The sequence below is a fragment of the Caulobacter sp. FV1ye13L genome (assembly GCF_058681155.1).
Genome location: NZ_CM178732.1, coordinates 1,803,386 through 1,825,989 on the forward strand (window position 1 = coordinate 1,803,386; position 22,604 = coordinate 1,825,989).

16 protein-coding genes and 2 pseudogenes are annotated in these 22,604 nt (G+C 66.5%); 10 read left to right on the plus strand and 8 right to left on the minus strand.

The window, feature by feature from the left end; genetic code table 11:
* Nucleotides 1–11 precede the first annotated feature (11 nt).
* A complete protein-coding gene (locus tag ACW176_RS08585) occupies nucleotides 12–479 on the minus strand; it encodes a MarR family winged helix-turn-helix transcriptional regulator (RefSeq protein ID WP_492111622.1) in 468 nt (155 codons plus the stop codon).
* Nucleotides 480–679: 200 nt separating this feature from the next.
* Between ACW176_RS08585 and ACW176_RS08590 the strand changes: the two are divergent.
* Nucleotides 680–3,952 (plus strand): annotated as a pseudogene (locus ACW176_RS08590) (TonB-dependent receptor); the annotation flags it as partial.
* Nucleotides 3,953–4,022: 70 nt separating this feature from the next.
* On the opposite strand, the gene ACW176_RS08595 reads toward ACW176_RS08590, so the two are convergent.
* On the minus strand, nucleotides 4,023–5,252 hold the full coding sequence (locus ACW176_RS08595; protein ID WP_492111623.1) for a TetR/AcrR family transcriptional regulator: 1,230 nt from the start codon (nucleotides 5,250–5,252) through the stop codon (nucleotides 4,023–4,025).
* A 131-nt stretch (nucleotides 5,253–5,383) separates the two neighbouring features.
* Complete coding sequence (locus ACW176_RS08600; protein WP_492111624.1) at nucleotides 5,384–5,515, minus strand: hypothetical protein; 132 nt, start codon at nucleotides 5,513–5,515, stop codon at nucleotides 5,384–5,386.
* A 74-nt stretch (nucleotides 5,516–5,589) separates the two neighbouring features.
* Here ACW176_RS08600 and ACW176_RS08605 point away from each other — a divergent pair, with 74 nt between their 5' ends.
* The 5 genes and pseudogenes from ACW176_RS08605 (at nucleotide 5,590) to ACW176_RS08625 (ending at nucleotide 12,111) form a co-directional block, all read left to right on the plus strand.
* Complete coding sequence (locus ACW176_RS08605) at nucleotides 5,590–6,816, plus strand: serine hydrolase domain-containing protein (protein ID WP_492111625.1); 1,227 nt, start codon at nucleotides 5,590–5,592, stop codon at nucleotides 6,814–6,816.
* Nucleotides 6,817–7,211: 395 nt separating this feature from the next.
* A complete protein-coding gene (locus ACW176_RS08610; RefSeq protein WP_492111626.1) occupies nucleotides 7,212–9,302 on the plus strand; it encodes a 3-hydroxyacyl-CoA dehydrogenase NAD-binding domain-containing protein in 2,091 nt (696 codons plus the stop codon).
* Between the two features lie 15 nt (nucleotides 9,303–9,317).
* A pseudogene (locus tag ACW176_RS08615) lies at nucleotides 9,318–9,407 on the plus strand (hypothetical protein); the annotation flags it as partial.
* A gap of 45 nt (nucleotides 9,408–9,452) precedes the next feature.
* Nucleotides 9,453–11,009, plus strand: coding sequence for a class I adenylate-forming enzyme family protein (locus tag ACW176_RS08620; RefSeq protein WP_492111627.1), 1,557 nt, complete (start codon nucleotides 9,453–9,455; stop codon nucleotides 11,007–11,009).
* A 115-nt stretch (nucleotides 11,010–11,124) separates the two neighbouring features.
* Nucleotides 11,125–12,111 carry a DegT/DnrJ/EryC1/StrS family aminotransferase gene (locus tag ACW176_RS08625; RefSeq protein ID WP_492111628.1) on the plus strand — a complete coding sequence of 329 codons (987 nt, stop codon included), beginning with the start codon at nucleotides 11,125–11,127 and terminating at the stop codon, nucleotides 12,109–12,111.
* Here the strand turns inward: ACW176_RS08625 and ACW176_RS08630 are convergent.
* Nucleotides 12,108–13,127 carry an adenosine deaminase gene (locus ACW176_RS08630; RefSeq protein WP_492111629.1) on the minus strand — a complete coding sequence of 340 codons (1,020 nt, stop codon included), beginning with the start codon at nucleotides 13,125–13,127 and terminating at the stop codon, nucleotides 12,108–12,110. The genes ACW176_RS08625 and ACW176_RS08630 overlap by 4 nt on opposite strands.
* A gap of 227 nt (nucleotides 13,128–13,354) precedes the next feature.
* On the opposite strand from ACW176_RS08630, the gene ACW176_RS08635 reads away from it, so the two are divergent.
* Nucleotides 13,355–14,422, plus strand: coding sequence for a phytanoyl-CoA dioxygenase family protein (locus ACW176_RS08635; protein ID WP_492111630.1), 1,068 nt, complete (start codon nucleotides 13,355–13,357; stop codon nucleotides 14,420–14,422).
* 51 nt (nucleotides 14,423–14,473) lie between these two features.
* Here the strand turns inward: ACW176_RS08635 and ACW176_RS08640 are convergent, their stop codons facing one another.
* The 3 genes from ACW176_RS08640 to ACW176_RS08650 form a co-directional block, all read right to left on the minus strand.
* Nucleotides 14,474–15,343 carry a pirin family protein gene (locus ACW176_RS08640; protein ID WP_492111631.1) on the minus strand — a complete coding sequence of 290 codons (870 nt, stop codon included), beginning with the start codon at nucleotides 15,341–15,343 and terminating at the stop codon, nucleotides 14,474–14,476.
* A 74-nt stretch (nucleotides 15,344–15,417) separates the two neighbouring features.
* Entirely contained in the window at nucleotides 15,418–16,713 is a 1,296-nt protein-coding gene (locus ACW176_RS08645; protein ID WP_492111632.1) for an SMP-30/gluconolactonase/LRE family protein, read from the minus strand.
* A complete protein-coding gene (locus ACW176_RS08650; protein WP_419254149.1) occupies nucleotides 16,694–17,191 on the minus strand; it encodes an Lrp/AsnC family transcriptional regulator in 498 nt (165 codons plus the stop codon). Before ACW176_RS08650 ends, ACW176_RS08645 begins: the two co-directional genes overlap by 20 nt.
* 141 nt (nucleotides 17,192–17,332) lie before the next feature.
* Here ACW176_RS08650 and ACW176_RS08655 point away from each other — a divergent pair, with 141 nt between their 5' ends.
* The 3 genes from ACW176_RS08655 to ACW176_RS08665 are packed head-to-tail and all read left to right on the plus strand — an operon-like array spanning nucleotide 17,333 to nucleotide 21,400.
* Nucleotides 17,333–20,773, plus strand: coding sequence for an indolepyruvate ferredoxin oxidoreductase family protein (locus tag ACW176_RS08655; RefSeq protein ID WP_492111633.1), 3,441 nt, complete (start codon nucleotides 17,333–17,335; stop codon nucleotides 20,771–20,773).
* A gap of 40 nt (nucleotides 20,774–20,813) precedes the next feature.
* A complete protein-coding gene (locus ACW176_RS08660) occupies nucleotides 20,814–21,116 on the plus strand; it encodes a hypothetical protein (protein ID WP_492111634.1) in 303 nt (100 codons plus the stop codon).
* Nucleotides 21,113–21,400, plus strand: coding sequence for a type II toxin-antitoxin system RelE/ParE family toxin (locus tag ACW176_RS08665; RefSeq protein ID WP_492111635.1), 288 nt, complete (start codon nucleotides 21,113–21,115; stop codon nucleotides 21,398–21,400). Before ACW176_RS08660 ends, ACW176_RS08665 begins: the two co-directional genes overlap by 4 nt.
* Nucleotides 21,401–21,406: 6 nt before the next feature.
* Here ACW176_RS08665 and ACW176_RS08670 read toward each other — a convergent pair whose 3' ends face one another.
* Entirely contained in the window at nucleotides 21,407–22,585 is a 1,179-nt protein-coding gene (locus ACW176_RS08670; protein WP_492111636.1) for a DUF418 domain-containing protein, read from the minus strand.
* Nucleotides 22,586–22,604: the final 19 nt, after the last annotated feature.

A 22,604-nucleotide genomic window follows, 5' to 3' on the forward strand; every position in this document is an offset into this window, starting at 1 on the left:
ACTCGGGCGCGCTAGAGAACAGTGGGGGAGGCGTCATCGGGTTCAGTCGGTTCGGGACACAGGGGCGGTGGCCCCGACGCTTTGAGGTATATATCGACGACTTGGTCCAAAAAGGTCTCGATGACGCGGCGTTCGGCGGGCTCGAGGTCAGAGATCACGCCGCTCAGGGCGTCGAGCATCGGCGCCAGCAGCGCGAAGGCCCTTGCTTCCGATGCTTCCACGGGAACGACGAAGATTTTGCGACGATCGATGGTCTTTCGCTCGCGGGTGACATGGCCGGCCCGCTCCAGACGATCCACGATCTGGGTGGCGGCAGCGGTTGTCACCTTCAGCTGATTGGCGAGCTGGCTGGGGGTCAGGGTTCGCGCGTCGATCAACAGCTCCATCGCCGCCATGTCGGTGACGTTGACCCCCAGGGTCTCGCCAATCTTTTTCCCGATCTCGAGGTTCAGAAACGAGATCGCCTTCAGGCGCTGCATGATCGGGTCGTGCAGCCTGTCGGCATAGGCGGCGCGAGGCGCGCATTCGGACGGTCCTGAATCGTCACTCATGTCTGGGGAATTATCACTAAGCAACTTAGCAATCAAGGTGCTTAGGAATGCGCCGCCCCCGGATCGGTTTGACTTGATTGAGGCGGCTCGCGCGTTCGCGCGACAGACAGGCAGTTGCGTCCCTTGGAAACATACCGCATCATCGAAACAGGCGTTCGGATTCAGGTTCGGGCCCCGCCTCGCGCCGTTTTTCGAGGCAGTAAGCTTGCGTTTTCCGGTATCCGGCTCAGGGAGCTCCCAGGCGTGTCGGTTAGGTGCGGTGCATCATCAGGTTTCGAAAATGCTGCGGCGCCAGATTTCGCCCTCGATGGCGTAATTTGGCCAGCGACCTGTCGTGCAAGGCGTCCAGACGGCTGAGATCGACCACGGCCCCCTAGAAATAAGCATCAAAAAAGCAAACGAGGGAGGGAAGCATAATGAAAAGAACCGTGTTCCTGCGCGGCGGCTCGTCACTGGCGTTGGCCATCGCCCTAAGCGCCGGGGCGGCTCACGCCCAGACCCGGCCTGACACCACGCCCACCGAGGTCGAGGAAGTCGTCGTCACCGGCTCGTTCATCCGTGGCACTCCCGAGGATGCCGCCCTCCCGGTCGATGTGATCGGCGCCGAAGAACTGCAGAAGCGAGGCTCTCCCTCGACCGTCGAACTGCTCAAGGCCCTGTCGGTCTCCAGCGGGGTTCTGGGCGACACCAACCAGTTCGACAGCCGCGCCCAGGGGTCAGAAGGCTCCGGCTCGGTCAATCTTCGCGGTTTGGGCTCGCAGCGCACCCTCGTGCTGCTGAACGGTCGCCGCCTGGCGATCAACCCGTTCGGCGCCGCCGGCGCCGGCATCGTCGACACCAACATCATCCCCGCCGCCGCCATCGGCCGGCTGGAAGTGCTGAAGGACGGCGCGGCGGCGACCTATGGCTCGGACGCCATCGCCGGCGTCGTCAACTTCATCACCAAGAAGAACTTCAACGGGCTGGAAGTGGGCGCCGACTATCGGGTGATCGATGGTTCTGACGGCGACCACAGCCTCAACGCCACCTTCGGCAAGATCTGGGACAACGGCAACCTGCTGGTCAGCGCCGGCTGGCAGCACCGCTCCAAGCTCAGCGTCGCCGAGCGCAGCTGGGCCAACACGCCCTATCTGAACAATCCGGAAGCCGGTTGGTCAGCGGCGGGCAGCCCATCGACCTTCATCCCCCTGGCCAGCACGACCAGCGGCATGCGCGACCCGGGCTGCGCCGGCCTCAGCGGCTTCCCCGGCTTCAGCGGCCTGACGCCGGTCTGCTACTGGCACTACACGCCGTTCGACAACCTGGTCGAGAAGTCTGACGCAATCCAGATCTATGGCGAGGTCAATGCCGACCTTTCCGACAAGACCAAGTTCCATGTCGAGGTGCTGTACGCCCACACCGACGTGCCTGACTGGAACACCTCGCCGTCCTATGCCGCCCTAGCGGTTCCCACGGCCGAAGCTTCGCCCATTGCCGGGCGCTATATTGTGCCGGCCAGCAATCCGGGCCTGCAGGCCTTCATCGCATCCAACCCGACGGTTCAGCTGACCAATCTGGTCAATGGAACCCAGTTCACGGCGCCGGGATCGATTTTCGCCTTCGGCGCCATCAACGCCGCCAACCGCCCCTTCGGCATCGGCGGCAACCCGGCCTTCGGCTACGGCCCCTCGATCGGCTCACGCGCCTTCGACGCCTTCCGCGTCTCGGGCGACCTGAAGGGCGAGTTCGACAACGGCATCGGCTGGGAAATGGCGCTGACCTATTCCCAGGAAATCGGCATCCGCACGGGTTATGACACCCTGGTCAACCGCTACGCCCTGTCCCTGCAAGGCCTGGGCGGCCCGACCTGCGACAGCAACCCAAGCCTGCCCGGCATCCAGGGTACGGCCGGGGTCGGCGGTTGCATGTACTTCAACCCCTTCGCCAGCGCGATTCCCAGCAACGCCATCACGGGCGCGGCCAATCCGGCCTACAACTCCGCCCTGGCGATCAACAAGGACCTCGCCAAGTGGTTCTTCCAGAAGCTGTCGACCAAGCAATCGTCGCGACTGTTCGTCGGTGAAGCGGTCCTGAACGGCAAGACCGGCATCAGCCTGGCCGGCGGCGACGTGGCCTGGGCGGCGGGCGTGCAGTACCGCCGCAGCTACTTCAAGGCCGACTACAACGACATCAGCAACGCGGCGATCAATCCGTGCGTCAACACGCCCGACTTCGGCGTCACGACCTGTACGGGCTCGCAGCGCAACGGCCCCTTCATGTTCCTGGGTGTCGGCAACGAGGCCGATAACCAGTCTGACGTGATGGCCGCGTTCGGTGAACTGTCGGTGCCGATGACTGACACCTTCCAGGTGCAACTGGCCGCCCGCTTCGAGGACTATGGCGGAGCGGTGGGTGACACCTTCAATCCCAAGATCTCGGCGCGCTGGCAGGCTCTGCCCTGGCTGGCCGTGCGCGGATCGGCCGGCTCCACGTTCCGCGGCCCGCCGGACCCGATCACCACCACCACCTCTGTGACGTCGCTGCAAAGCATCCTGGGCACGTTCCGGGCCGTCGATATCTTCGGCAACCCGAACCTCAATCCGGAAAAGGCCAATACCTACAATGCGGGCCTGATCTTCAACGCCGGCAACTTCAAGGCCAGCATCGACTACTTCCAGTTCGACTTCAAAAACCCGATCGTCACCGAGCCGGTGGCGGGCATCGTCAACGCCCTCTATCCGAACGGCGCCACGGGGGCCAACAACTGCGCCCTCTATCCGGCCCTGGCCGCGCGGTTCACCTTCAACGGCGCCTGCGGTCCGCCCACCACCATCGCCCGCCTGAAGACCAACTACATCAACGGCGCGGCGGTGAAGAACTCGGGCTTCGACTTCTCGGCCGACTACCGGTTCGACAACGTGCTGGGCGGGGACCTCTCGGTCGGCGGCAACGCCACCTACATCGCCGAATACAAGGTCGGCGCCACGAGCGTCGAGGGCGTGGTGGTCGAGAAGGCCTTCGATGCTGTGGGCCTGCTGAACTACCAGACCACGGTCGTTCCGATCCCGCAGTGGAAGGGCGACATTCACGGCGAGTGGAGCATGGGGCCGCACAATGTGCGCCTGACTGTCCACTACATCGACTCCTACACCGACCAGCGCACGGCGCCCTTCGCGGCCAACGCCTACAAGGACACCACCGGCGCGGGCGTGCAGATCACCAACGGCAAGACGATCGACGCCCAGATCCTGACCGATCTGGCCTATCGCGTCTTCCTGCCCTGGGACACCACGGTTACTGCGGCGATCACCAACCTGTTCGACAAGGATCCGTCCTACGCCCGTCTGGACCTTGGCTACGACCCCTTCACCGGGGACCCGCTGGGCAGGACCTACAAGATCGGTCTGCGCAAGAAGTTCTAGATCTCGCTGGAGAGACCAAGACGGAAGCGCGCCCTTCGCGGGGCGCGCTTCTTTCGTTTGGGGGAGAAGGTCAGCGCGTGAACACGCCCATCAGCAGCGGACGAGCGAACAGTTCAGCCGCCTCGTCGCGCTCGACGCCAGGCACCCAGGCGCCCAGGGCGGCGGCGGCGTTGAGCATCGAATTGATCATGTGGGCGGCGATCATCGGATCGACGGGTCGGATCGAGCCGTCGGCGATGCCGTCCGAGATCATCGCCGCGAACCGTTCGGAGCCCCGGCCATAGCCTTCGGCCATGTCGTGGCGGATATCGGTGGGAAGGGCCCCCATCGACGAGGCCCGCAGCAGGGGGCCGTGGTCCGACAACTGATAGGCCACCAGGGTCGCGGTGGCGGCGGCCACCTGGTCCCAGGACGAGCCCTTGCTGGCGCGGGCGTCGACCTGAGACTTGCGGGTCACGGCGAAGGTGCGCTGGAAGCACTCCACCACCAGGGCGTCCTTGTCTTCGTGGTGGTGGTAGAACGAGCCCTTGGTCACGTTCAGCGCCGCCGATATGTCCTCGACCGAGGCGCCGCGATAGCCGCGTTGATTGATCAGCCGGGTGGCGGCGACCAGGAAGGTCTCGCGCCATTCCTGGCCTTCGGCCGAGACGGGGGTCGGGTCGGGCAGGGCGGCGGGCGCCCAGGCGCGGCCGGGTGCGGCCAGGCCGCCGATCAGGATGTCGTAGATCTTGTCGCGGACGCGCTCGTAGTCGTCCACGTCGTAGCGCCGCAGCCAGGTGCCCGACCAGAACACCTGCTCCATCAACAGGTGGGTGCGGGCGTTGCGCTGGCGCTTTTCCAGGTGCTCGAAGCCCTCGCCCTCGAAGAAGCCGCGCACGCGGCGGAAGAGGTCATTGAAGGCGTTGGAGACCGACGAGCGCAGCGGTTCCTTGAGGGCCTTGATCTCGGTGAAGCTGGTCAGGGGCGTGGCCTCGCCCAGCCGTACGCGACGGTTCAGATCGAGATACAGATCGATGAAGGTCTTCAGGCGCGAGGGCGGATCGGGCTGGGCCGCCGCCTGGGCGATCATGGCGTCGAACCGCTCCAGGCCGCGCATGAAGCAGGCGGCCGCCAGATCGTCCTTCTTGCGATAGTAGTAGGTGACGCTGGTGGTGATCAGGCCCACGCGGGCGGCGACGTCGGCCAGGGTCATGCCGCGCACGCCCTGACGGTTGAGGATCGCCGTGGCCGCCGCCAGGATGGCTTCCTTCTTGCGCGCATAGCGCGCCGTGGCCACGCCCGCGATCCGTCCATCATCCATACGCAGGACCCCCGAAGCACCGTCTACGCCGGTTGTTCGACTACTTGGTGCAATTTAGGCGCGCCGAGGGGCTGCGCAAAGGCCGCGCCCCGATTATCTCGACAATAACAGGCCTTCTGATCCGGCGTTTTTCAGCTTTGTTGCAGAACACCGATCGGCCGGGCGCCTTCGACGTCTTCCAGGGTGGCCTTGTCGCTCAGGTCCTTGCCCATCGGCGTTCCCTCGTTTTCAATAACCCTGCGCGAGGCGCGTAGAGCGAACACCGCTTCACAAGGTCTCGTCGCCAACAAAAACAACGCCCTCCCTGCGGGGGCGGTCGCAGGGGAGATGTAGAATCGTGAGCACGCCTGAAGCCGTGGGGCTGTCGTCCGAGCGCCTGAAGCGCATCGAGACCTTCATCCAGGAAAAATACATCGACAGCGGCAAGCTGCCCTGCGCCCTGACCCAGGTCTGGCGACGCGGCCAGCTGGCCTATACGTCCGTGCTGGGATCGGCCGATATCGAGCGCGGCAAGCCGCTGAAGGCCGACAGCCTGTTTCGCATCTATTCGATGACCAAGCCGGTCACCAGCGTCGCCTTCATGATGCTGGTCGAGGAGGGCAAGGTCTCGCTGGACGACCCTGTCCATCGCTTCATTCCGGCCTGGCGTGACCTGGGTGTCTTCCAGGCGGGCGTGCAGGGCGCATTCCAGACCAAGCGGTCGGCCGAACCGATGCGGATGCTGGACCTGCTGCGCCACACGGCCGGCCTGACCTATGGCTTCCAGCAGCGCACCAATGTCGACGCGGCCTATCGCAAGCTGAAGCTGGACGGCATCGACAGCGAAGGCGGCCTGCAGGAGTTTATCGACAGGCTGGGAACCGTGCCGCTGGAGTTCAGCCCCGGCGATGCCTGGAACTATTCGGTGGCCACCGACGTGCTGGGCTATCTGGTCGAGAAGATCTCCGGCCAGCCCTTCGACGCCTTCCTCAAGAGCCGCATCTTCGATCCGCTGAAGATGGTCGACACCAGCTTCTTCGTGCCGGAAAGCCAGCGCGCCCGCTTCACGGCCTGCTACGCCCTGACCCCGTCGGGCAAGATCGTCCTGCAGGACGATCCGGAAAAGAGCCGCTATCTGACCGATCCCTCGGTCAAGTCGGGCGGCGGCGGCCTGGTCTCGACGGCTGACGACTATATGCGCTTCTGCCGCATGCTGCTGAACGGCGGCGAGCTGGACGGCGCGCGGCTGCTCAGCCCCAAGACCATCAGGCTGATGACCATCAACCACCTGCCGGGCGGCAAGGAACTGACCGAGCTGTCCAAGTCGCTGTTCAGCGAGGCGGTGTTCGAGGGCCTGGGCTTTGGCCTGGGCTTTGCGATGACGGTCGACCAGGCGCGGACCAAGAACATCGGCTCGCACGGCGAATATTTCTGGGGCGGCATGGCCTCGACGGCGTTCTGGATCGATCCGGTCGAAGACCTGGCGGTGGTGTTCATGACCCAGTTGATGCCGTCGACCGCCTACCCGATCCGGCGCGAATTGCGGACGCTGGTCTATTCGGCGTTCACGGAGTCAGCGGCCTAGCGGCAGGCGCGAAAGAAAAGCGGCGCGGGAGCCGGGCTCCCGCGCCGAAGTGCGCTTTACCTAAGTTCGACGCATTGGCCACAACGCGCCGCGCCCACGCAAAAACCATGACTTCGAAATTCCGGGACGCTTGCAAGTCGCGTCCCAAGTCCCAGCTTCCACGCGTACGCCCTCCCCCAGCCCGACCGTTCTCATGACAGTGGAGGGCCGACCGCGTTCAACGCGTCGTCCGCCCCCACGGACAATCTTGGCTGAAATTACTGTTTCGAACTTGTAGTATGTTCACCACGTCGTCAACGCCGGCTGCCCACAATTCGGGCGCCGCTTCGTCAGGCTGGACATCCGCGTCTGGCCGTGCAGGTTTTGTCTTCAAACAACCGTTCAAAAGAGCAGGGGTGGAAACCGCCATGACCGCGATCAACGCCGTCACCGATCTAACTGTCGAAGGCGACATCGGCGTCATCACGCTGAACTCGCCGCCGGTCAACGCACTGTCGGCCGCCGTGCGCGAGGGGCTTTCGGGCGCCTTTGACGCCGCCATCGCCGATCCGGCCGTCAAGGCCATCGTGCTGATCTGCGAGGGCAAGACCTTCATCGCCGGCGCCGACATCACCGAGTTCGGCAAGGCCATGACCGGCCCGTCCCTGCAGGACGTGCAGAACACCATCGAGAACTCGCCCAAGCCGGTGATCGCCGCGATCCACGGCACGGTGCTGGGCGGCGGTCTGGAAGTGGCGCTGGTGGCGCATTACCGCGTCGCCGTGCCCTCGGCCAAGGGCGGCCTGCCCGAAGTCAACATCGGCCTGCTGCCGGGGGCCGGCGGCACCCAGCGACTGCCGCGCATCGTCGGCGTCGAGAAGGCGCTGGAGATGGTCACCAGCGGCCAGCACGTGCCGGCCAAGGCCGCTCTGGCCATGGGTCTGTTCGACGAGCTGGTGGAGGAGGGTAACCTCCGCGCCGGCGCCATCGCCTACGCCCAAAAGGTGCTGGCCGAGAAGCGGCCCCTGGCCAAGGTTCGCGAGCTGAACGCCAAGGTCGAGGCCGCTCGCGGCAAGCCCGAGATCTTCGCCGCCTTCCGCGCCGCCAACGCCAAGAAGTTCCGCGGCTTCATGGCTCCGGAAAACAACATCAAGTGCATCGAGGCGGCGGTGAACCTGCCCTTCGACGAGGGCCTCAAGGCCGAGCGCAGGCTGTTCATGGAGCTGATGACCGGCAACCAGTCGGCCGCCCAGCGCCATGTGTTCTTCGCTGAACGCCAGGCCGCCAAGATCCCCGACGTGCCGGACGACACCGCCATCATCCCCGTCAAGAAGGTCGGCGTCATCGGCGCCGGCACCATGGGCGGCGGCATCTCGATGAACTTCCTCAACGCCGGCATCCCGGTGACCATCATCGAGATGAAGCAGGAAAACCTGGATCGCGGCGTCGCGGTGATCCGCAAGAACTACGAGAACACCGCCAAGAAGGGCCGCATCACCCAGGACGACGTCGAAAAGCGCATGGCGCTGCTGACGCCTTCGATGAGCCTCGAAGACCTGGCCGATTGCGACCTGATCATCGAGGCCGTGTTCGAGCTGATGGAGATCAAGAAGGAAGTGTTCGGCAAGCTGGACAAGATCGCCAAGCCCGGCGCGATCCTGGCCTCTAACACCTCGTATCTCGACATCGACGTGATCGCGGCCTCGACCTCGCGGCCGGAAAGCGTGATCGGCCTGCACTTCTTCTCGCCGGCCAATGTCATGCGCCTGCTGGAGATCGTGCGCGGCGAGAAGACCGACAAGTCGGTGATCGCCACCTCGATGCAGATCGGCAAGAAGATCGGCAAGGTCGCGGTGCTGGTCGGCAACTGCCACGGCTTTGTCGGCAACCGCATGCTGGCCCAGCGCCAGCGCGAGGCCCAGAAGCTGATCCTGGAAGGCGCCATGCCCTGGGATGTCGACCGCGTGCTCTACGACTTCGGCCTGCCCATGGGCCCGTTCGCGATGAGCGATCTGGCCGGCCTCGATATCGGCTGGGACTCGGCCAAGACCTCGTCTTCGACCGTCCGCGAAGTGCTGTGCGAGATGGACCGTCGCGGCCAGAAAAACGGCAAGGGCTTCTACGACTACGACGAAAACCGCGTGGCCAAGCCCTCGGCGATCGTCGAGGAAGTGATCCGCGACTTCGCCGAGAAGCGCCAGATCCAGCGCCGCGACATCACCGACCAGGAGATCCTGGAGCGGTGCCTGTACCCCATGGTCAATGAGGGCGCGAAGATCCTCGAAGAGGGCAAGGCCATCCGGGCGTCGGACATCGATACGGTGTGGCTCAACGGCTATGGCTGGCCGGTCTATACCGGCGGCCCGATGTTCTGGGGCGAACTGGTCGGCCTCGACAAGGTGCTGGCCAAGATGAAGGAATTCCACGCCACGCTGGGCGAGGACTTCAAGCCGTCGGCCCTGCTGGAGCGGCTGGTAGCCGAGGGCAAGGGCTTCAAGGACGCATAGCGTTCGGCGCCATCCAAAAAAGCTTGTCATCCCGGCCGCAGCGAAGCGGAGAGCCGGGACGCAGGGGCAACCGCACTGCACTGGCCCCTGGGTCCCGGGTCGGCTTCGCCGCCCGGGATGACAAGAGTTTTGAGTTCTAGGAAGAAGCCCATGACCACCATCGCTGCCATGATGTCCGCCGACTACGGCGTGATGGGCGACATTCTGCGGCTGCGGACGGCGCAAAACCCCGACCATCCGGCCGTCGTCATGGAAACCGGCGAGGCGGTGACCTACGGCCAGTTCGACGCCCTGGCAGATCGCGTGGCGGCGGCCCTGCAACGCGACGGGATCGCGCCGGGCGAGGCGGTCGCGGTCTGCGCCCTCTCATCCATCCCTTACACGGCGGTGTTCCTGGGCGGCCTGCGGGCCGGAGTGGCCGTGGCGCCGATCGCGCCGTCCTCGACGCCCGAGGCCATAGCCGGCATGGTCGCCGACTGCGGGGCCAGGCTGTTCTTCCTCGACGCCGGCGTGGCCGAGGCCCAGAAGCCCGCGCCGGTTCCGGTGCGCCTGATCGCGCTGGACGGCTCAAGCGCTGGTGAGGCCTTCGATGCCTGGCTGGCTCCTGAAGGCGCAAAGCCGTCGCCCGTCGAGATCGCGCCCGAAGCGCCGTTCAACATCATCTATTCCAGCGGCACCACCGGCACGCCCAAGGGCATCGTCCAGTCGCACGCCATGCGCTGGAAGCACGTCTTCCGGGGCGACGCCGTCGGCTATGGCCCCACTGCGGTGACCCTGCTGTCGACCCCGCTCTATTCCAACACCACCCTGGTCTGCTTCTTCCCCACCCTGGCGGGCGGCGGCACGGTGGTGCTGATGAAGAAGTTCGACGCCGGCCGGTATCTGGAGCTGGCCCAGATGCACCGCATGAGCCACACCATGCTGGTGCCCGTGCAGTACCGCCGCCTGATGGAGCGGCCGGACTTCGACCGCTACGACCTGTCGACCACCCACCTGAAGTTCTGCACCAGCGCGCCGTTCGCGGCCAACCTCAAGGCCGATGTGCTCAAGCGCTGGCCCGGCGGGCTGGTCGAGTATTTCGGCATGACCGAAGGCGGCGGCACCTGCATCCTGATGTGCCATGAGCACCCGGACAAGCTCCACACGGTCGGCCAGCCGGCGCCGGGCCACGACATCCGGCTGATCGACGAGGACGGCATGCAGGTCGGGCCCGGCGTGGTCGGCGAGATCGTCGGGCGGTCGGCCGGCATGATGAACGGCTATCACGGCCAGCCGGGCAAGACCGCCGAGGCGACCTGGGTCTCACCCGAAGGGCTGCGCTTCATCCGCACCGGCGATGTGGGCCGGTTCGACGAGGAGGGTTTCCTGACGCTGATGGACCGCAAGAAGGACATGATCATCAGCGGCGGCTTCAACATCTATCCCAGCGATCTGGAGGCCGAGATTGTCAAGCACGAGGCCGTCGCCGAGGCCGCCGTGGTCGGTGTGCCGTCGGACGCCTGGGGCGAGACGCCGGTGGCCTTCGTGGCCCTGAAGGCCGGCGCGATCGCCGACGCCGACGAGATCAAGACCTTCGTCAATAGTCGGGTGGGCAAGACCCAGCGCGTGGCGGAGTTGCACCTGGTCGATGCTTTGCCGCGGAGCCACATCGGCAAGGTTCTCAAGCGCGAACTGCGCGACTCATGGCAGGCTTCATCGAAAGCTTGAGCTTTTCCCCGCGACGGCGCGCCGCAGTGGGGCGAACGGAATCGGTTGTTACGGTTGCTTAACCATAAGGTGACGCCATAGGGCGGAACCGGTCTCTCGTGGAAGCGCCTGCCCCATGCGTCCTTCGCCCGCCGCCGCCCCCGTTCCGCAGCCGACCACCGCCAAGAAGCGCGCGCCCTCCCTGCCGGTGGACTTCGACGCCGTGACCGAGGCCCTGCGCGCAGCCGGCCATGGTCCGGGCGAGGAAGCGGGCCTGATGTCGCGCTTTTGCCGCCCCGTGGCCGTGCGGGTGCTGTCCGATCACGCGCAGGCCGTTTCCGTCGCCCTGACCGCCCTGGGCGTCCGTCCCGGCGGCTATTGCGTGGTGTCGGCCCTGGCCTGCTCCGAGACCCTGGCCGGCGTTGACGCGGCCGGCCTCAAGCCCTGGCTGGTCGATGTCGATCCGTTCAGCTGGATGTTCGACCCCTCGCATCTGCGCGAGCGCCTGCCCGAGGCTCCGGGGCCGCTGGAAGCCATCCTGCCGGCCGGCGCCCATGGCCGCGCGCCCGACCTGCGCGCCTGGGCCGCCTTTCGCGACGAGACCGGCCTGCCGATCCTGGTCGAGGCCGTCGAGGCCTTCGACGTCATCCAGAGCGCCCCGGTGCCGGTCATTGTCGGCCTGCCCAGCGGCCAGGGCGTGTTCGTCGCCTGCGAGGACGCCACCCCGATCAACGCCATGGACGCCCCACTGTTCGAAGGCGAGGCGGGCCTGGACCTGTGGCCGCAAAGGCGTCCGCGCCTGGCCACTGCCGCCCAGCGCCTGCGCGTGCTGCTGCTGGATGCGCCGATCGGTTTCCAGCCCGGCTGGGGCATGAGCTGGGTGTCCGAGACCTGCGCCTTCAGCCTGCCCGACGACACCGCCGCCGGCGTGCTGACAAAGCTCGGCGAGGCCGGCGTGGAAGCCATCGGCGCTTCGTTCCGCACCCGTGACATGGACGCCGACGAGACCCCGGTCGCCGACCGCCTGGCGGGTTCGGTGGTGGTGATCCGTATCGATCCGGACCTGGGTCTTGAGGCCCTGGACGATATCGCAGCGGTGCTGCGCAGCGCTGTGGCGGGTTAGTTCGCCGCCGCGTAGGCCTCAACGCCCGCGATTCGCTCGGCCTTTTCCGCCTCGCTGAGGAAGGACCCGGCGAAGCTGTTGCGGGCCAGGGTCACCAGTTCGTCGCGGCTCAGGCCCACCGCCGTCGCCGTGGCCATGTAGTTCTCAAGCAGATAGCCGCCGAAATAGGCCGGGTCGTCGGAATTGACCGTGGCCTTCAGGCCCAGGTCCAGCATGCGCTTGAGGGGGTGCTCCTCCAGGGTCTTAACGCCGCACAGCTTGAGGTTCGACAGCGGGCAGACCGTCAGGGTCACGCCATCGCGCACCAGCCGCGCGGTCAGGGCCTCGTCTTCCAGCGCGCGGTTGCCGTGGTCGATACGGTCGACCTTGATCAGGTCGATGGCCTCCCAGACATAGGCCGGCGGGCCTTCCTCGCCGGCATGGGCGACGATCTTGAGCCCGAGGTCGCGGGCCGCCTGGAACACCCGGGCGAACTTGGCCGGCGGGTGGCCGACCTCCGAGCTGTCCAGACCGACGCCGGCGATCTTTGAAAGCCAGGGCTTGGCCTGCTCCAGGGTGGCGAAGGCGGCGTCTTCGTCCAGATGGCGCAGGAAGCAGAGGATCAGCTTGGAAGTGACGCCCAGCGTCTTCTCGGCCTCGTCCATGCCGGCCAGCAGGCCGTTCATGACCACATCGAAGGCGATGCCCCGATCGGTGTGGGTCTGGGGGTCGAAGAAGATCTCGGCGTGGGTGCCGCCATCTGCCGCCAGGCGGCGGAAATAGGCCAGGGCCAGGTCCTTGAAGTCGACCTCCGTGATCAGCACGCCCGCGCCCTGGTAATAAATGTCCAGGAAGTCCTGCAGGTTTGAGAAGGCGTAGGCGGCGCGGATCTCTTCGACCGACTTGAAGGGCAGGGCGATGCCGTTGCGCTCGGCCAGTTCGAACATCAGCTCGGGCTCGAGGCTGCCCTCGATGTGCATGTGCAACTCGGCCTTGGGCAGGCCGCGAACGAAGGTGGTGAGATCGGTGTCGGTCATGCAGGTTTATGATCGCACCAGCGGGGCGCGATCAACCGTCATTGCGGCGCGCAGCCTGCAAATGCGACCCGACAAGCCCGACAGCCGTAAACCGGACATCGACCCGATAAATCCGGACATTCCCGATAAACCCCTTAAGGCCTCGGCGCTTCGCGCCGGGACTGGCAATCACGCTTCGATATCGGTTAAGTCGGTTCCGTACCCAAGGTTGTCGCCGCGAAGGTCTCATGACTGTTTCCCAGAAGCTTCTGCCGGGCGTGCCGGTCATCGAGTCGATGCTGTTTGCGGCCTCGCTGCACGACATGGGCCTGTCCAACAGCGAGCGCGACATCGCCATTCAGCTGAACGAGAAGGGCTTCGCGGTCTTTGACTTCCCTGACGAGCAGATCGACCAGCGGATCGAGCGCATCATCGCGGCCCTGACGCCGGAATATGATCTGGAGCACTACCGCGCCCACGGCTGGGCCCGGAAGGATCAGCGCGTGCAGGACGCCTGGCGGACCAACGAGGATGTCCGCGCCATCGCCGCCAACACGGTGGTGACCGATCTGCTGAGCAAGCTGTACGGCCGGCGCGCCTTCCCGTTCCAGACGCTGAACTTTCCCGTCGGGACCCAGCAGCACATCCATTCGGACTCGATCCACTTCTCGAGCATTCCCGAGCGCTTCATGTGCGGCGTCTGGCTGGCGATGGAGGACATTCATCCCGACGCCGGCCCGCTGGTCTACTATCCGGGCTCTCACAAGTGGCCGATCGTCTATAACGACATGATCGGCAAGGTGATCGGGACCGGGGCCGACTTCATGGCCCAGAAGCCCTATGAAGACGTCTGGGACGCCATGGTCGAAGCCTCGGGCGCCCAGCCGGAGCTGTTTCGGCCCAAAAAGGGCCAGGCGCTGATCTGGGCCGCCAACCTGCTGCATGGCGGCAGCCGCCAGAACGATCCGACGCGGACGCGCTGGTCGCAGGTGACGCACTACTATTTCGACGACTGCGCCTATTACACGCCGGCCTTCTCGGACCCGCTGATGGGCAATCTGGACCTGCGCCAGATCGTCGACATCACCACCGGCCAGACCGCGCCGAACGTCTATGTCGATCGCCCGGTCGAGCAGGTCCAGCGTCGGGCCTCGCCGGTCGGCGCCGCCCAGCCCGCGCCGGTTCCCGGCAAGACGCCGCCGGACTTCGATCCGCAACGCTATCTGGCGCTCAATCCCGATGTGGCGGCGGCCCGCGTCGACGCCAAGAAGCACTATCTGCGGTTCGGCATCCGCGAGAACCGTCGCTACAAGTAGTGCCGGCCGCCAGGCGGGCGGCCGGCGCCTGTCGGATCAGTGCGCCGCGTCCTAGGCCTCGGGCAGGGGAATGAACTCGTCGTGGTCGAGGTCGGGCAGCTTCATGCGGCCGGCCTTCCAGTCGGCCTTGGCCTGTTCCAGCCGGTCCTTTGACGAGGAGACGAAGTTCCACTCCATGAAGCGCGGCCCCACGGGCTCGCCGCCAAGCAGCATGACGGTCGAGGGCTCCAGGGCCTTGAAGACGATGGTCTGGCCCGGCGCGAACACGGCCATCTGCAGGGCGGTCAGTTCGCGTCCGTCCACCTCGACCCGGCCGCTGGCGATATAGGCCGCGCGCTCGGAATATTCGGCGGGCAGGGCGGCGGTGGTTCCGGCCGCCAGCTCCCAGTGTACGTAGAACAGCGGCGAATAGACCGGCACATTGGTCTTGGCTCCGAAGGCCTCGCCGGCGATCAGCCGCGCCTTCAGCCCGCCGCTCTCATAGGCGGGCAGGGCGGCGTCGCCCTCGTGGTGGCTGAAGCTGGGAGGCACCTCCTCGAACTCCTGGGGCAGGGCGATCCAGGCCTGCATGCCGTCCATCCGGCCGCCCTGACGACGCAGGGTCTCGAAGCGTTCGGAATGGGTGATGCCGCTGCCGGCCGTCATCCAGTTGACCTCGCCCGGCTTGATCACCGCCAGCGAGCCGACGCTGTCGCGGTGGGTGATCTCGCCCTGGAACAGATAGGTCAGGGTCGACAGGCCGATATGGGGATGAGGCCGCACGTCGGCGCTCTTGGGAAACCCCGGCGCGAACTCGGCGGGGCCCATGTGGTCCAGGAAGGTGAAGGGGCCGACCATGCGGTGGGCGTGGAACGGCAGCACGCGCCCGACCTCGAAATTGCCGATGTCGTGACGGCGGGCTTCGATAACGAGGTCGATCATGGAGGACTCCGGCGCGGGGATGGCCGGAGATTCTCACAGGTTGCGGTGAGCGTCTTGTCGAAATGCGCCTCGCGCTAGCGCGACACAGCGATGCCCATGACACGCGCGGCTCTGGGCTCCGCCGTCTTCAGCCCGTCGTCGCCGAATTCGGTCCACTGGCTGCGGGCCACGAAGACAAAGTCGTCGCCGCGCATCGCGCCGCTGGTCGGCTCATCCAGCTCGGGCAGGTTGGCGGCCAGGGTCTCGACTCGGGTCAGGCGCTTTCCGTCCGGCGTCGGCCACAGGCGCAGCAGCCGCTGGGGCGCGACGCCGTTCTGGACGGCGATCAGGGATTGGCCGGCGCGGGTCAGGCCATCGACGCCCAGCAGGGTCACGTCCGGCGGCGTCGCCACGGGCGAGACCGCACCGCTGGCCGGGTCGACCACGTGCAGGCCGCGGGAATAGTCGGCGACCAGCAGATGCTTGCCGTCGGCGGTCAGGGCCAGGCCCTGGGGCGAACCCAACTCGGGCGAGGAGACCAGCCGGTCCAGCGCCTTGGCTCCGGGCTCCAGCCGCCAGATCTCGCCGCCCAGGGAATTGGAGGCATAGACCGCGCCGGCGGGGCCCACGGTCAGGTCGCCCAGCTGGCGCTTGGCCCCGTCAGCGGGCGGTACGTGGCGGGCCAGGGTCTTGCCGGTGTCCAGATCGATGCGCAACAGGGCGGTCGCGCCCAGATCGGTGGCGGCGACGCCCTTGGCCTGGGGCGTGGCGGCGGTCAGGGCCCATAGAATCCGCCGCGGCGCATCGATGGCGATACCGAACACGCCCCAGATGTCGTCGGAGGGCGCCGTAAACTCTGAGACCGCGCCGTCCTCGCCGATGGCGACGATCCGTCGGGTGTGGATCTGGCTGACCAGCAGGCGGCCGGTCCTGCTGTCATAGGCGACGCTCTCGGTCAGGACGGGGCCGGCGAAGTCCTTGACCGGCTTCAGCGCGCCGATTGGCTGGCGGTTGACGGCGACCCGTGCGGCGACCGGGGCGTAGTCGGGGCGCTCGGCCAGAGCCTTGAGGACCGGATCGGCGGATGCGTTGTGGGTCAGGCCCATGGCCGCGTGGCGGGCCAGCAGGGCGACCGCGCCGGCGGGATCGTCGGCGGCCTTCAGACGGGCCAGCAGCAGGATGGCGCCGGGGTGTGACGGCATCGTCGTCACCGCCTCGCTGAGCCGGGCTTGAGCGGCTGCCATGTCGCCGGCCTTGGCGGCGGCCAGGCCCTCGGCGCGCAGGCGGCGGAAGGCGTCCAGCCGTCCCTCGGCCAGGGACGGCGTGGTCAGGCAAAAGGCGAGCGCGCCGACGGCGGCGCTCGCGAGCGCCTTAGCCCAGCGGGCTGACATAGGGGCTGACGAGACCCAGCGGCACGGCGGTGGAGTTCTTGACCCCCCGGATGACGATCCGGCTTTCGATGTTGCTCACCAGGCCCAGCGACAGCAGCTTGTCGCGCAGGAACTCATCGAAGGCGCGCATGTCGCGGGTGACGATGCGCATCTCGTAGTCAGCCGAGCCCGTGACGGTCGCGCACTGCACCACCTCGGCCCACTTGCTGACGGCCTGCTCGAACGTGTCGAGGTTTTCCTTGGTCGGCAGCGACAGCTTGACAGTGCAATAGACTTCGAAGCCCAGGCCCAGCTTCTCGCGGTCCAGGATGGTGACGCGGCGCTGGATGACGCCGGCGTCTTCCAGCCTTTTGATCCGCCGCCAGCACGGGCTGGACGACAATCCGACTCGTTCCGCGATCTCCGCGACAGACAGTCCGGCGTCGTGCTGGATGAGATCGAGGATCTTGGCATCCACGGCGTCGAGTTGTTCGGACAAGAATTCCTCCCCCAGAGGTCATTTGGCGCGGCGATCATGCCGAAAGCGGCCATGGGTAGGGCACGCCTTGGGCAAACAATTTCCCTGTTTCTATAAGATATTGCTACGCGGGCGAGAAGACCCGGGAGGAATTTTTTTGCCATGAGGCACTCGGAAGTCACTCTAGACGACAAATATCTTCTCGAAGATGGTCGCGCCTTCATCACCGGCGTGCAGGCGCTGATCCGGGTTTTGCTCGATCGCAAGCGCCTGGACCGCAAGGCGGGGTTGAATACGGCGGGCTTTCTCTCCGGCTATCGCGGCTCGCCGCTGGGGGGGCTGGACCAGCAGGCCGCGCGCCTGAACAAGCTGCTCACCGCCCACGATGTGGTCTTCAAGGAAGGCCTCAACGAAGACTTGGCCGCCACCGCCGTGTGGGGCAGCCAGCAGGCCAACCTGTTCCCGGGCGCGACCCATGATGGCGTGTTCGGCATGTGGTACGGCAAGGCGCCGGGCGTCGACCGCACCGGCGACGTCTTCAAGCACGCCAATTTCGCCGGCAGCTTCCCGACCGGCGGCGTCTTGGCCGTGGCCGGCGACGACCATGCCTGCAAGAGCTCGACCCTGCCGTCACAGTCGGAGTTCGCCTTCCAGGACTTCGAAATGCCGGTGCTGTCGCCGGCCGACGTGCAGGAAGTGCTCGACTACGGCCTGATGGGGATCGCGATGTCGCGGTTCACCGGCCTGTGGACCGGCATGATCGCTCTGGCTGACACCATGGATAGCGGCGTGACGATCGACGTCTCGCTGGACCGACACAAGATCATCCTCCCCGACTTCGCTATGCCTCCGGGGGGACTCGGCATCCGGCTGAAGGATCAGCCGATGGAGAAGGAGCGTCGCCTCCGCCTCCACAAGATTCCCGCCGCCCTGGCCTTCGCCCGCGCCAACCATATCGACCGCGTGGTGCTGGGCGCCTCGCACGTGCGGGTCGGCAAGGCCCGCCTGGGCATCGTCTGTCAGGGTCAGGCCTACAAGGACGTGCTGGAGGCCTTCACGGCCATGGGCATGACTTTGCAGGAAGCCGCCGACCTCGGCGTGTCGATCTACAAGGTCGGCATGCCCTGGCCGCTGGAGCCCCTGGGCATCCGCGCCTTCGCCGCCGGCCTCGAGACCCTGATGGTCATCGAGCACAAGCGCGGCCTGATCGAGCCCCAGGCGCGCGCCGCGCTCTATGACCTGCCGGCGCAGGCCCGCCCGCGCATCATCGGCAAGACCGACGAGCACCATCACCCGCTGCTGTCGGAGCTGGGCTCGCTGTCGGTCGCCGAAATCGCCCTGGCCATCTATGACCGCCTGCCCGACGGGCCGCACATGGAACGGGCCCGCGCCTATCTGGACCGCGTCTCGGCCGCCGGCGTCGCCGCCGTCAGCCTCGCCGCCGATCAGGCCCGCAAGCCGTTCTTCTGCTCGGGTTGCCCGCACAACACCTCGACCAAGCTGCCGGAAGGCTCGCGGGCCCTGGCCGGCATCGGTTGCCACTACATGGCCGGCTTCAACGATCCCGCGACCGACCTCAACACTCACATGGGTGGCGAGGGCCTGACCTGGGTGGGCGCGGCGCCGTTCACCACCGAGAAGCACGTCTTCCAGAACCTGGGCGACGGCACTTACAATCACTCCGGCTCGCTGGCGATCCGGGCGGCGATCGCGGCGAAAGCCAACATCACCTACAAGCTGCTCTTCAATGACGCCGTCGCCATGACCGGCGGCCAGAAGGCCGAGAGCGGCTTCACCCCCGCTCAGATCACCCGTCAGCTGGCGTCAGAAGGCGTGACCAAGACAGTCATCGTCGTCGACGAGCTGGAACGCTACGCCGAGGTCAAGGATCTGGCCCCCGGCGTCGAGGTCTTCCCACGATCCGAGCTGATGACCGTGCAGAAGATGCTGCGCGACACGGTTGGGACCACGGTTCTGCTCTACGACCAGACCTGCGCCACCGAAAAGCGCCGCCGTCGCAAGCGCGGGACCATGGCCAAGGCGACCCAGCGCGTCTTCATCAACCCGCTGGTCTGCGAAGGCTGCGGCGACTGCTCGGTGAAGTCCAACTGCGTCTCGGTCGAGCCGCTGGACACCGAATTTGGGCGCAAGCGCAAGATCAACCAGTCCAGCTGCAATCAGGACTATTCCTGCGTCGAAGGCTTCTGCCCGTCGTTCATCACCCTGGAAGGGGCCGAGGGCGCGCAGTCGAAAAAGGCCCCCGCCGCCCTGACGGCCGACTCCACGCCGCTGCCGGAATTTGAGCCCCTGGCCGGCGTGCGTAAGATCCTGTTCACCGGCGTCGGCGGCACGGGCGTGACCACCGTGGCCTCGATCCTGGCCATGGCCGCCCATATCGACGGGCGCTCGGGCAGCGTGGTCGACATGACCGGTCTGGCCCAGAAGGGCGGCTCGGTGTTCAGCCACGTCAAGATCGGCGAGACCGAAGAGACCGTGGTCGGCGGTCGCGTCCCGGCCGCCAGCACCGACGTGCTGATCGCCTGCGACCTGCTGGTGGCCGCCTCGCCGGAAGGCCTGTCGCTGTACGCCAAGGACCGCACCGCCGCCTTCGGCAACAGCGACTTCGCCCCCACCGCCGACTTCGTCACCAGCCGCGACGTCAAGTTCGACAGCGGCGCCATGGCCCGTCGGGTCAAGGCGGCGTCCAAGTCGTTCGACGCTTGCCCGGCCCAGCATCTGGCCGAAAGCCAGTTCGGCGACGCCATCTTCGCCAACATGATCATGGTCGGTTTCGCCTGGCAGCGCGGCGTGATCCCGCTGTCCAGCCGCGCCCTCTACCGGGCCATCAAGCTGAACGGGGTCGAGGCCGACGCCAACCTGCAGGCCTTCGAGCTGGGCCGCCGCATCGCCCACGACCCCACGGCCGCCGGCCCCAAGGTCGACGCCGTGGCCACGCCCGAGACGATGCCGCTGGACGACCTGATCGCCAAGCGCACGGCCGAGCTGACCGCCTATCAGAACGCCGCTTATGCGGACCGCTACGCCGCCAAGGTGGCCAAGGTGCGCGCGGCCGAGGTCGCGGTCAGCGGCGCCGAAAGCGCCCTGCCGCTGACCCGCGCGGCGGCGGTCAATCTCTACAAGCTGATGGCCTACAAGGACGAGTACGAGGTCGCCCGTCTGTACACGGACGGTCGCTTCGCGGCGGAACTCGCCGGGACCTTCAAGGGCGGCAAGGCCAAGGTCTGGCTGGCCCCGCCGATCATCGGCGCCAAGGGTCCTGACGGCAAGCCGAAGAAGATCGCCTTCGGCGGCTGGATGCTCGACTACGCCTTCCCGCTGATGGCGAAGATGAAGGGCCTGCGCGGCGGCCCGTTCGACATCTTCGGCAAGACCGAAGAGCGCCGGATGGAACGCGGCCTGATGGCGGACTACGAGGTCGCGCTCGATCGCCTGTCAGCCGGCCTGCGGCCCGAGAACGCGGCTCTGGCCCTCAAGATCGCCGAGATCCCGCAGACCATCCGCGGCTACGGCCACGTGAAGGAAGCGTCGGTGGTCACGGCCAAGGCGGCTGAGGCCAAGCTGTGGGAGCAGTGGGCGGGGTAGGGACTCTGGCTCTCCCGAAGGTTCGTGATAGGCTGGGGCCATGAACAAGCCGGTCAAGAACGCGCCTGTTTCGGTCAATCTTCCGTCCAGTGCGGTGGAGGATCTGAGCCGCCGTGTCGGCGCCGGTGAGTTCGCGACGCTGGATGAGGCGGTCACGGCCGCCTTGCTTGAGCTGGAACATTTTCGGGCGGTAGAGCTGGTCGGCGGTGAGGCGGCGTTTCACGCCTTGGCCGAAAGCGTAGAGGTCGAGGCTGGTCTCGGCGAAGTCGACGCTTTTGAGTTTCTCTACGACCTCAAGGCGGAATACCGGCGGCGGGCGGAGATCCAGGAAAGCCAGGGTTGAAGTCGGTTCGGCTCAGCAAGACGGCTGTGGTCGATATCCGCAGCATCGGCAATGAAATCGCCATCGACAAGCCCCGCGCCGCCGAGGCCTTTGTCGAACAGATCATCCAGCGCTGCCACAGCATAGCCGACGCGCCGGAAGGATACGGGCTGCGGTCTGACTTTGGCGCCGGCGTACGCGGCGTGGCGATCAGGCCGTATGTCATTCTGTATCGTGTGCGCGAGAACGATATCCTGATCCTCGGCGTGCGGCACGGCGCAAGAAGGCCCACGCCTTTCAGGTGATAGCGATCAAACCCGCCTGACGAACGGCACCTTCCACGTCCGATACGTCGCCGCCCGCCACAGCCACTCCAGCGGGCCATAGGCGAAGCGCCTGAACCATAGTCGGGCGATGACGGCCTGGACCACCAGATAGCCCACGCCCAGCCACAGGGCGGTCGCCTGCGGCAGGGTCTTCCACGCGCCCAGGCCAAAGCCGTAGAACACCGGCGCCCAGATCAGCGACTGGACGACATAGAAGGTCAGGGTCATCCGGCCCATCGGGGCCAGCAGGCGCAGGGCCTTGCCGGCAAGGCCCTGATAGGCCTCGACGATCAGCAGCGCATAGGTCCCCATCAGGGCTATGTCGAACCAGCCGCCCAGCAGGTTTCCGGCCGCGACGCGCGCCATGCCGGGCTCGGGCGTCTCGGGCAGCAGGGCGGTCAGGTGCGGCTTGGCCAGGTACAGCGCCAGGGCGGTGGTCGCCAGCACGGCCAGGGCGACGCGGCGCTGGACGATGAAGCGCTGCGGCGCGTCGAGAAAGCCGCTGCGGCCCAGCATCAGCCCGATCAGGAACAGGCCCAGCACCAGGCTCAGCCGGCCGGTCTCGATGAAGAACCACCACTTGGTCAGCTGGCCTTCGAACAGGTTGGTCTTCAGCACCGCCGCGAGGTCTGCGGTCTGGTAGAGCGCCAGGGCCGGGTCGGTCCAGTGGTGGGGCGGCGTATTGGCCCAGGGCGCGCCCGAGGCGGCGATGGCGATCTGCGCCCACATCCACGGCTGCAGCAGGAACAGCGCCGCCGCGCCCGCCAGCACCCTGGTCGAGGCGCGATAGAACGGGATCAGCGGGATGCCCAACAGGGCCAGCACCACCAGGATGTCGCCGCGATAGATCAGGCCGTGGACCATGCCGATCACGGCCAGCAGCGCCATTCGCCAGACAAAGCGCGCCGAGAAGTCCTCGCCCCGTCGGGCCGAGCGGTCCATCAGCAGGAAGAAGCTCAGCCCAAAGCACAGGGCCAGCAGGGCGAAGGCCTTGCCCATCATCAGGGTGGTGATCAGGGTGTGGGTCAGGGTCTGCTGGGGGGAAGCCCAGTAGATCTCGAACTGCTCGAACATATGGACCATGAACACGCCGATCAGGGCGAAGGCGCGCAGCGTGTCGATCAGGTCGTTGCGCATGGAGACGGTCGGCGCGTCGCGGTCCATGGTCGAAATTCCCCCCTTG

What these genes read in the sequence shown, in the direction of transcription:
- ACW176_RS08630 (WP_492111629.1), bottom strand. Translation starts at nt 13,127, where the DNA reads ATGACCGACACCGATCTCACCACCTTCGTTCGCGGCCTGCCCAAGGCC.
- ACW176_RS08640 (WP_492111631.1), bottom strand. Translation starts at nt 15,343, where the DNA reads ATGATCGACCTCGTTATCGAAGCCCGCCGTCACGACATCGGCAATTTC.
- ACW176_RS08625 (WP_492111628.1), top strand. Translation starts at nt 11,125, where the DNA reads ATGCGTCCTTCGCCCGCCGCCGCCCCCGTTCCGCAGCCGACCACCGCC.
- ACW176_RS08645 (WP_492111632.1), bottom strand. Translation starts at nt 16,713, where the DNA reads ATGTCAGCCCGCTGGGCTAAGGCGCTCGCGAGCGCCGCCGTCGGCGCG.
- ACW176_RS08670 (WP_492111636.1), bottom strand. Translation starts at nt 22,585, where the DNA reads ATGGACCGCGACGCGCCGACCGTCTCCATGCGCAACGACCTGATCGAC.
- ACW176_RS08585 (WP_492111622.1), bottom strand. Translation starts at nt 479, where the DNA reads ATGCAGCGCCTGAAGGCGATCTCGTTTCTGAACCTCGAGATCGGGAAA.
- ACW176_RS08655 (WP_492111633.1), top strand. Translation starts at nt 17,333, where the DNA reads ATGAGGCACTCGGAAGTCACTCTAGACGACAAATATCTTCTCGAAGAT.
- ACW176_RS08620 (WP_492111627.1), top strand. Translation starts at nt 9,453, where the DNA reads ATGACCACCATCGCTGCCATGATGTCCGCCGACTACGGCGTGATGGGC.
- ACW176_RS08635 (WP_492111630.1), top strand. Translation starts at nt 13,355, where the DNA reads ATGACTGTTTCCCAGAAGCTTCTGCCGGGCGTGCCGGTCATCGAGTCG.
- ACW176_RS08660 (WP_492111634.1), top strand. Translation starts at nt 20,814, where the DNA reads ATGAACAAGCCGGTCAAGAACGCGCCTGTTTCGGTCAATCTTCCGTCC.
- ACW176_RS08595 (WP_492111623.1), bottom strand. Translation starts at nt 5,252, where the DNA reads ATGGATGATGGACGGATCGCGGGCGTGGCCACGGCGCGCTATGCGCGC.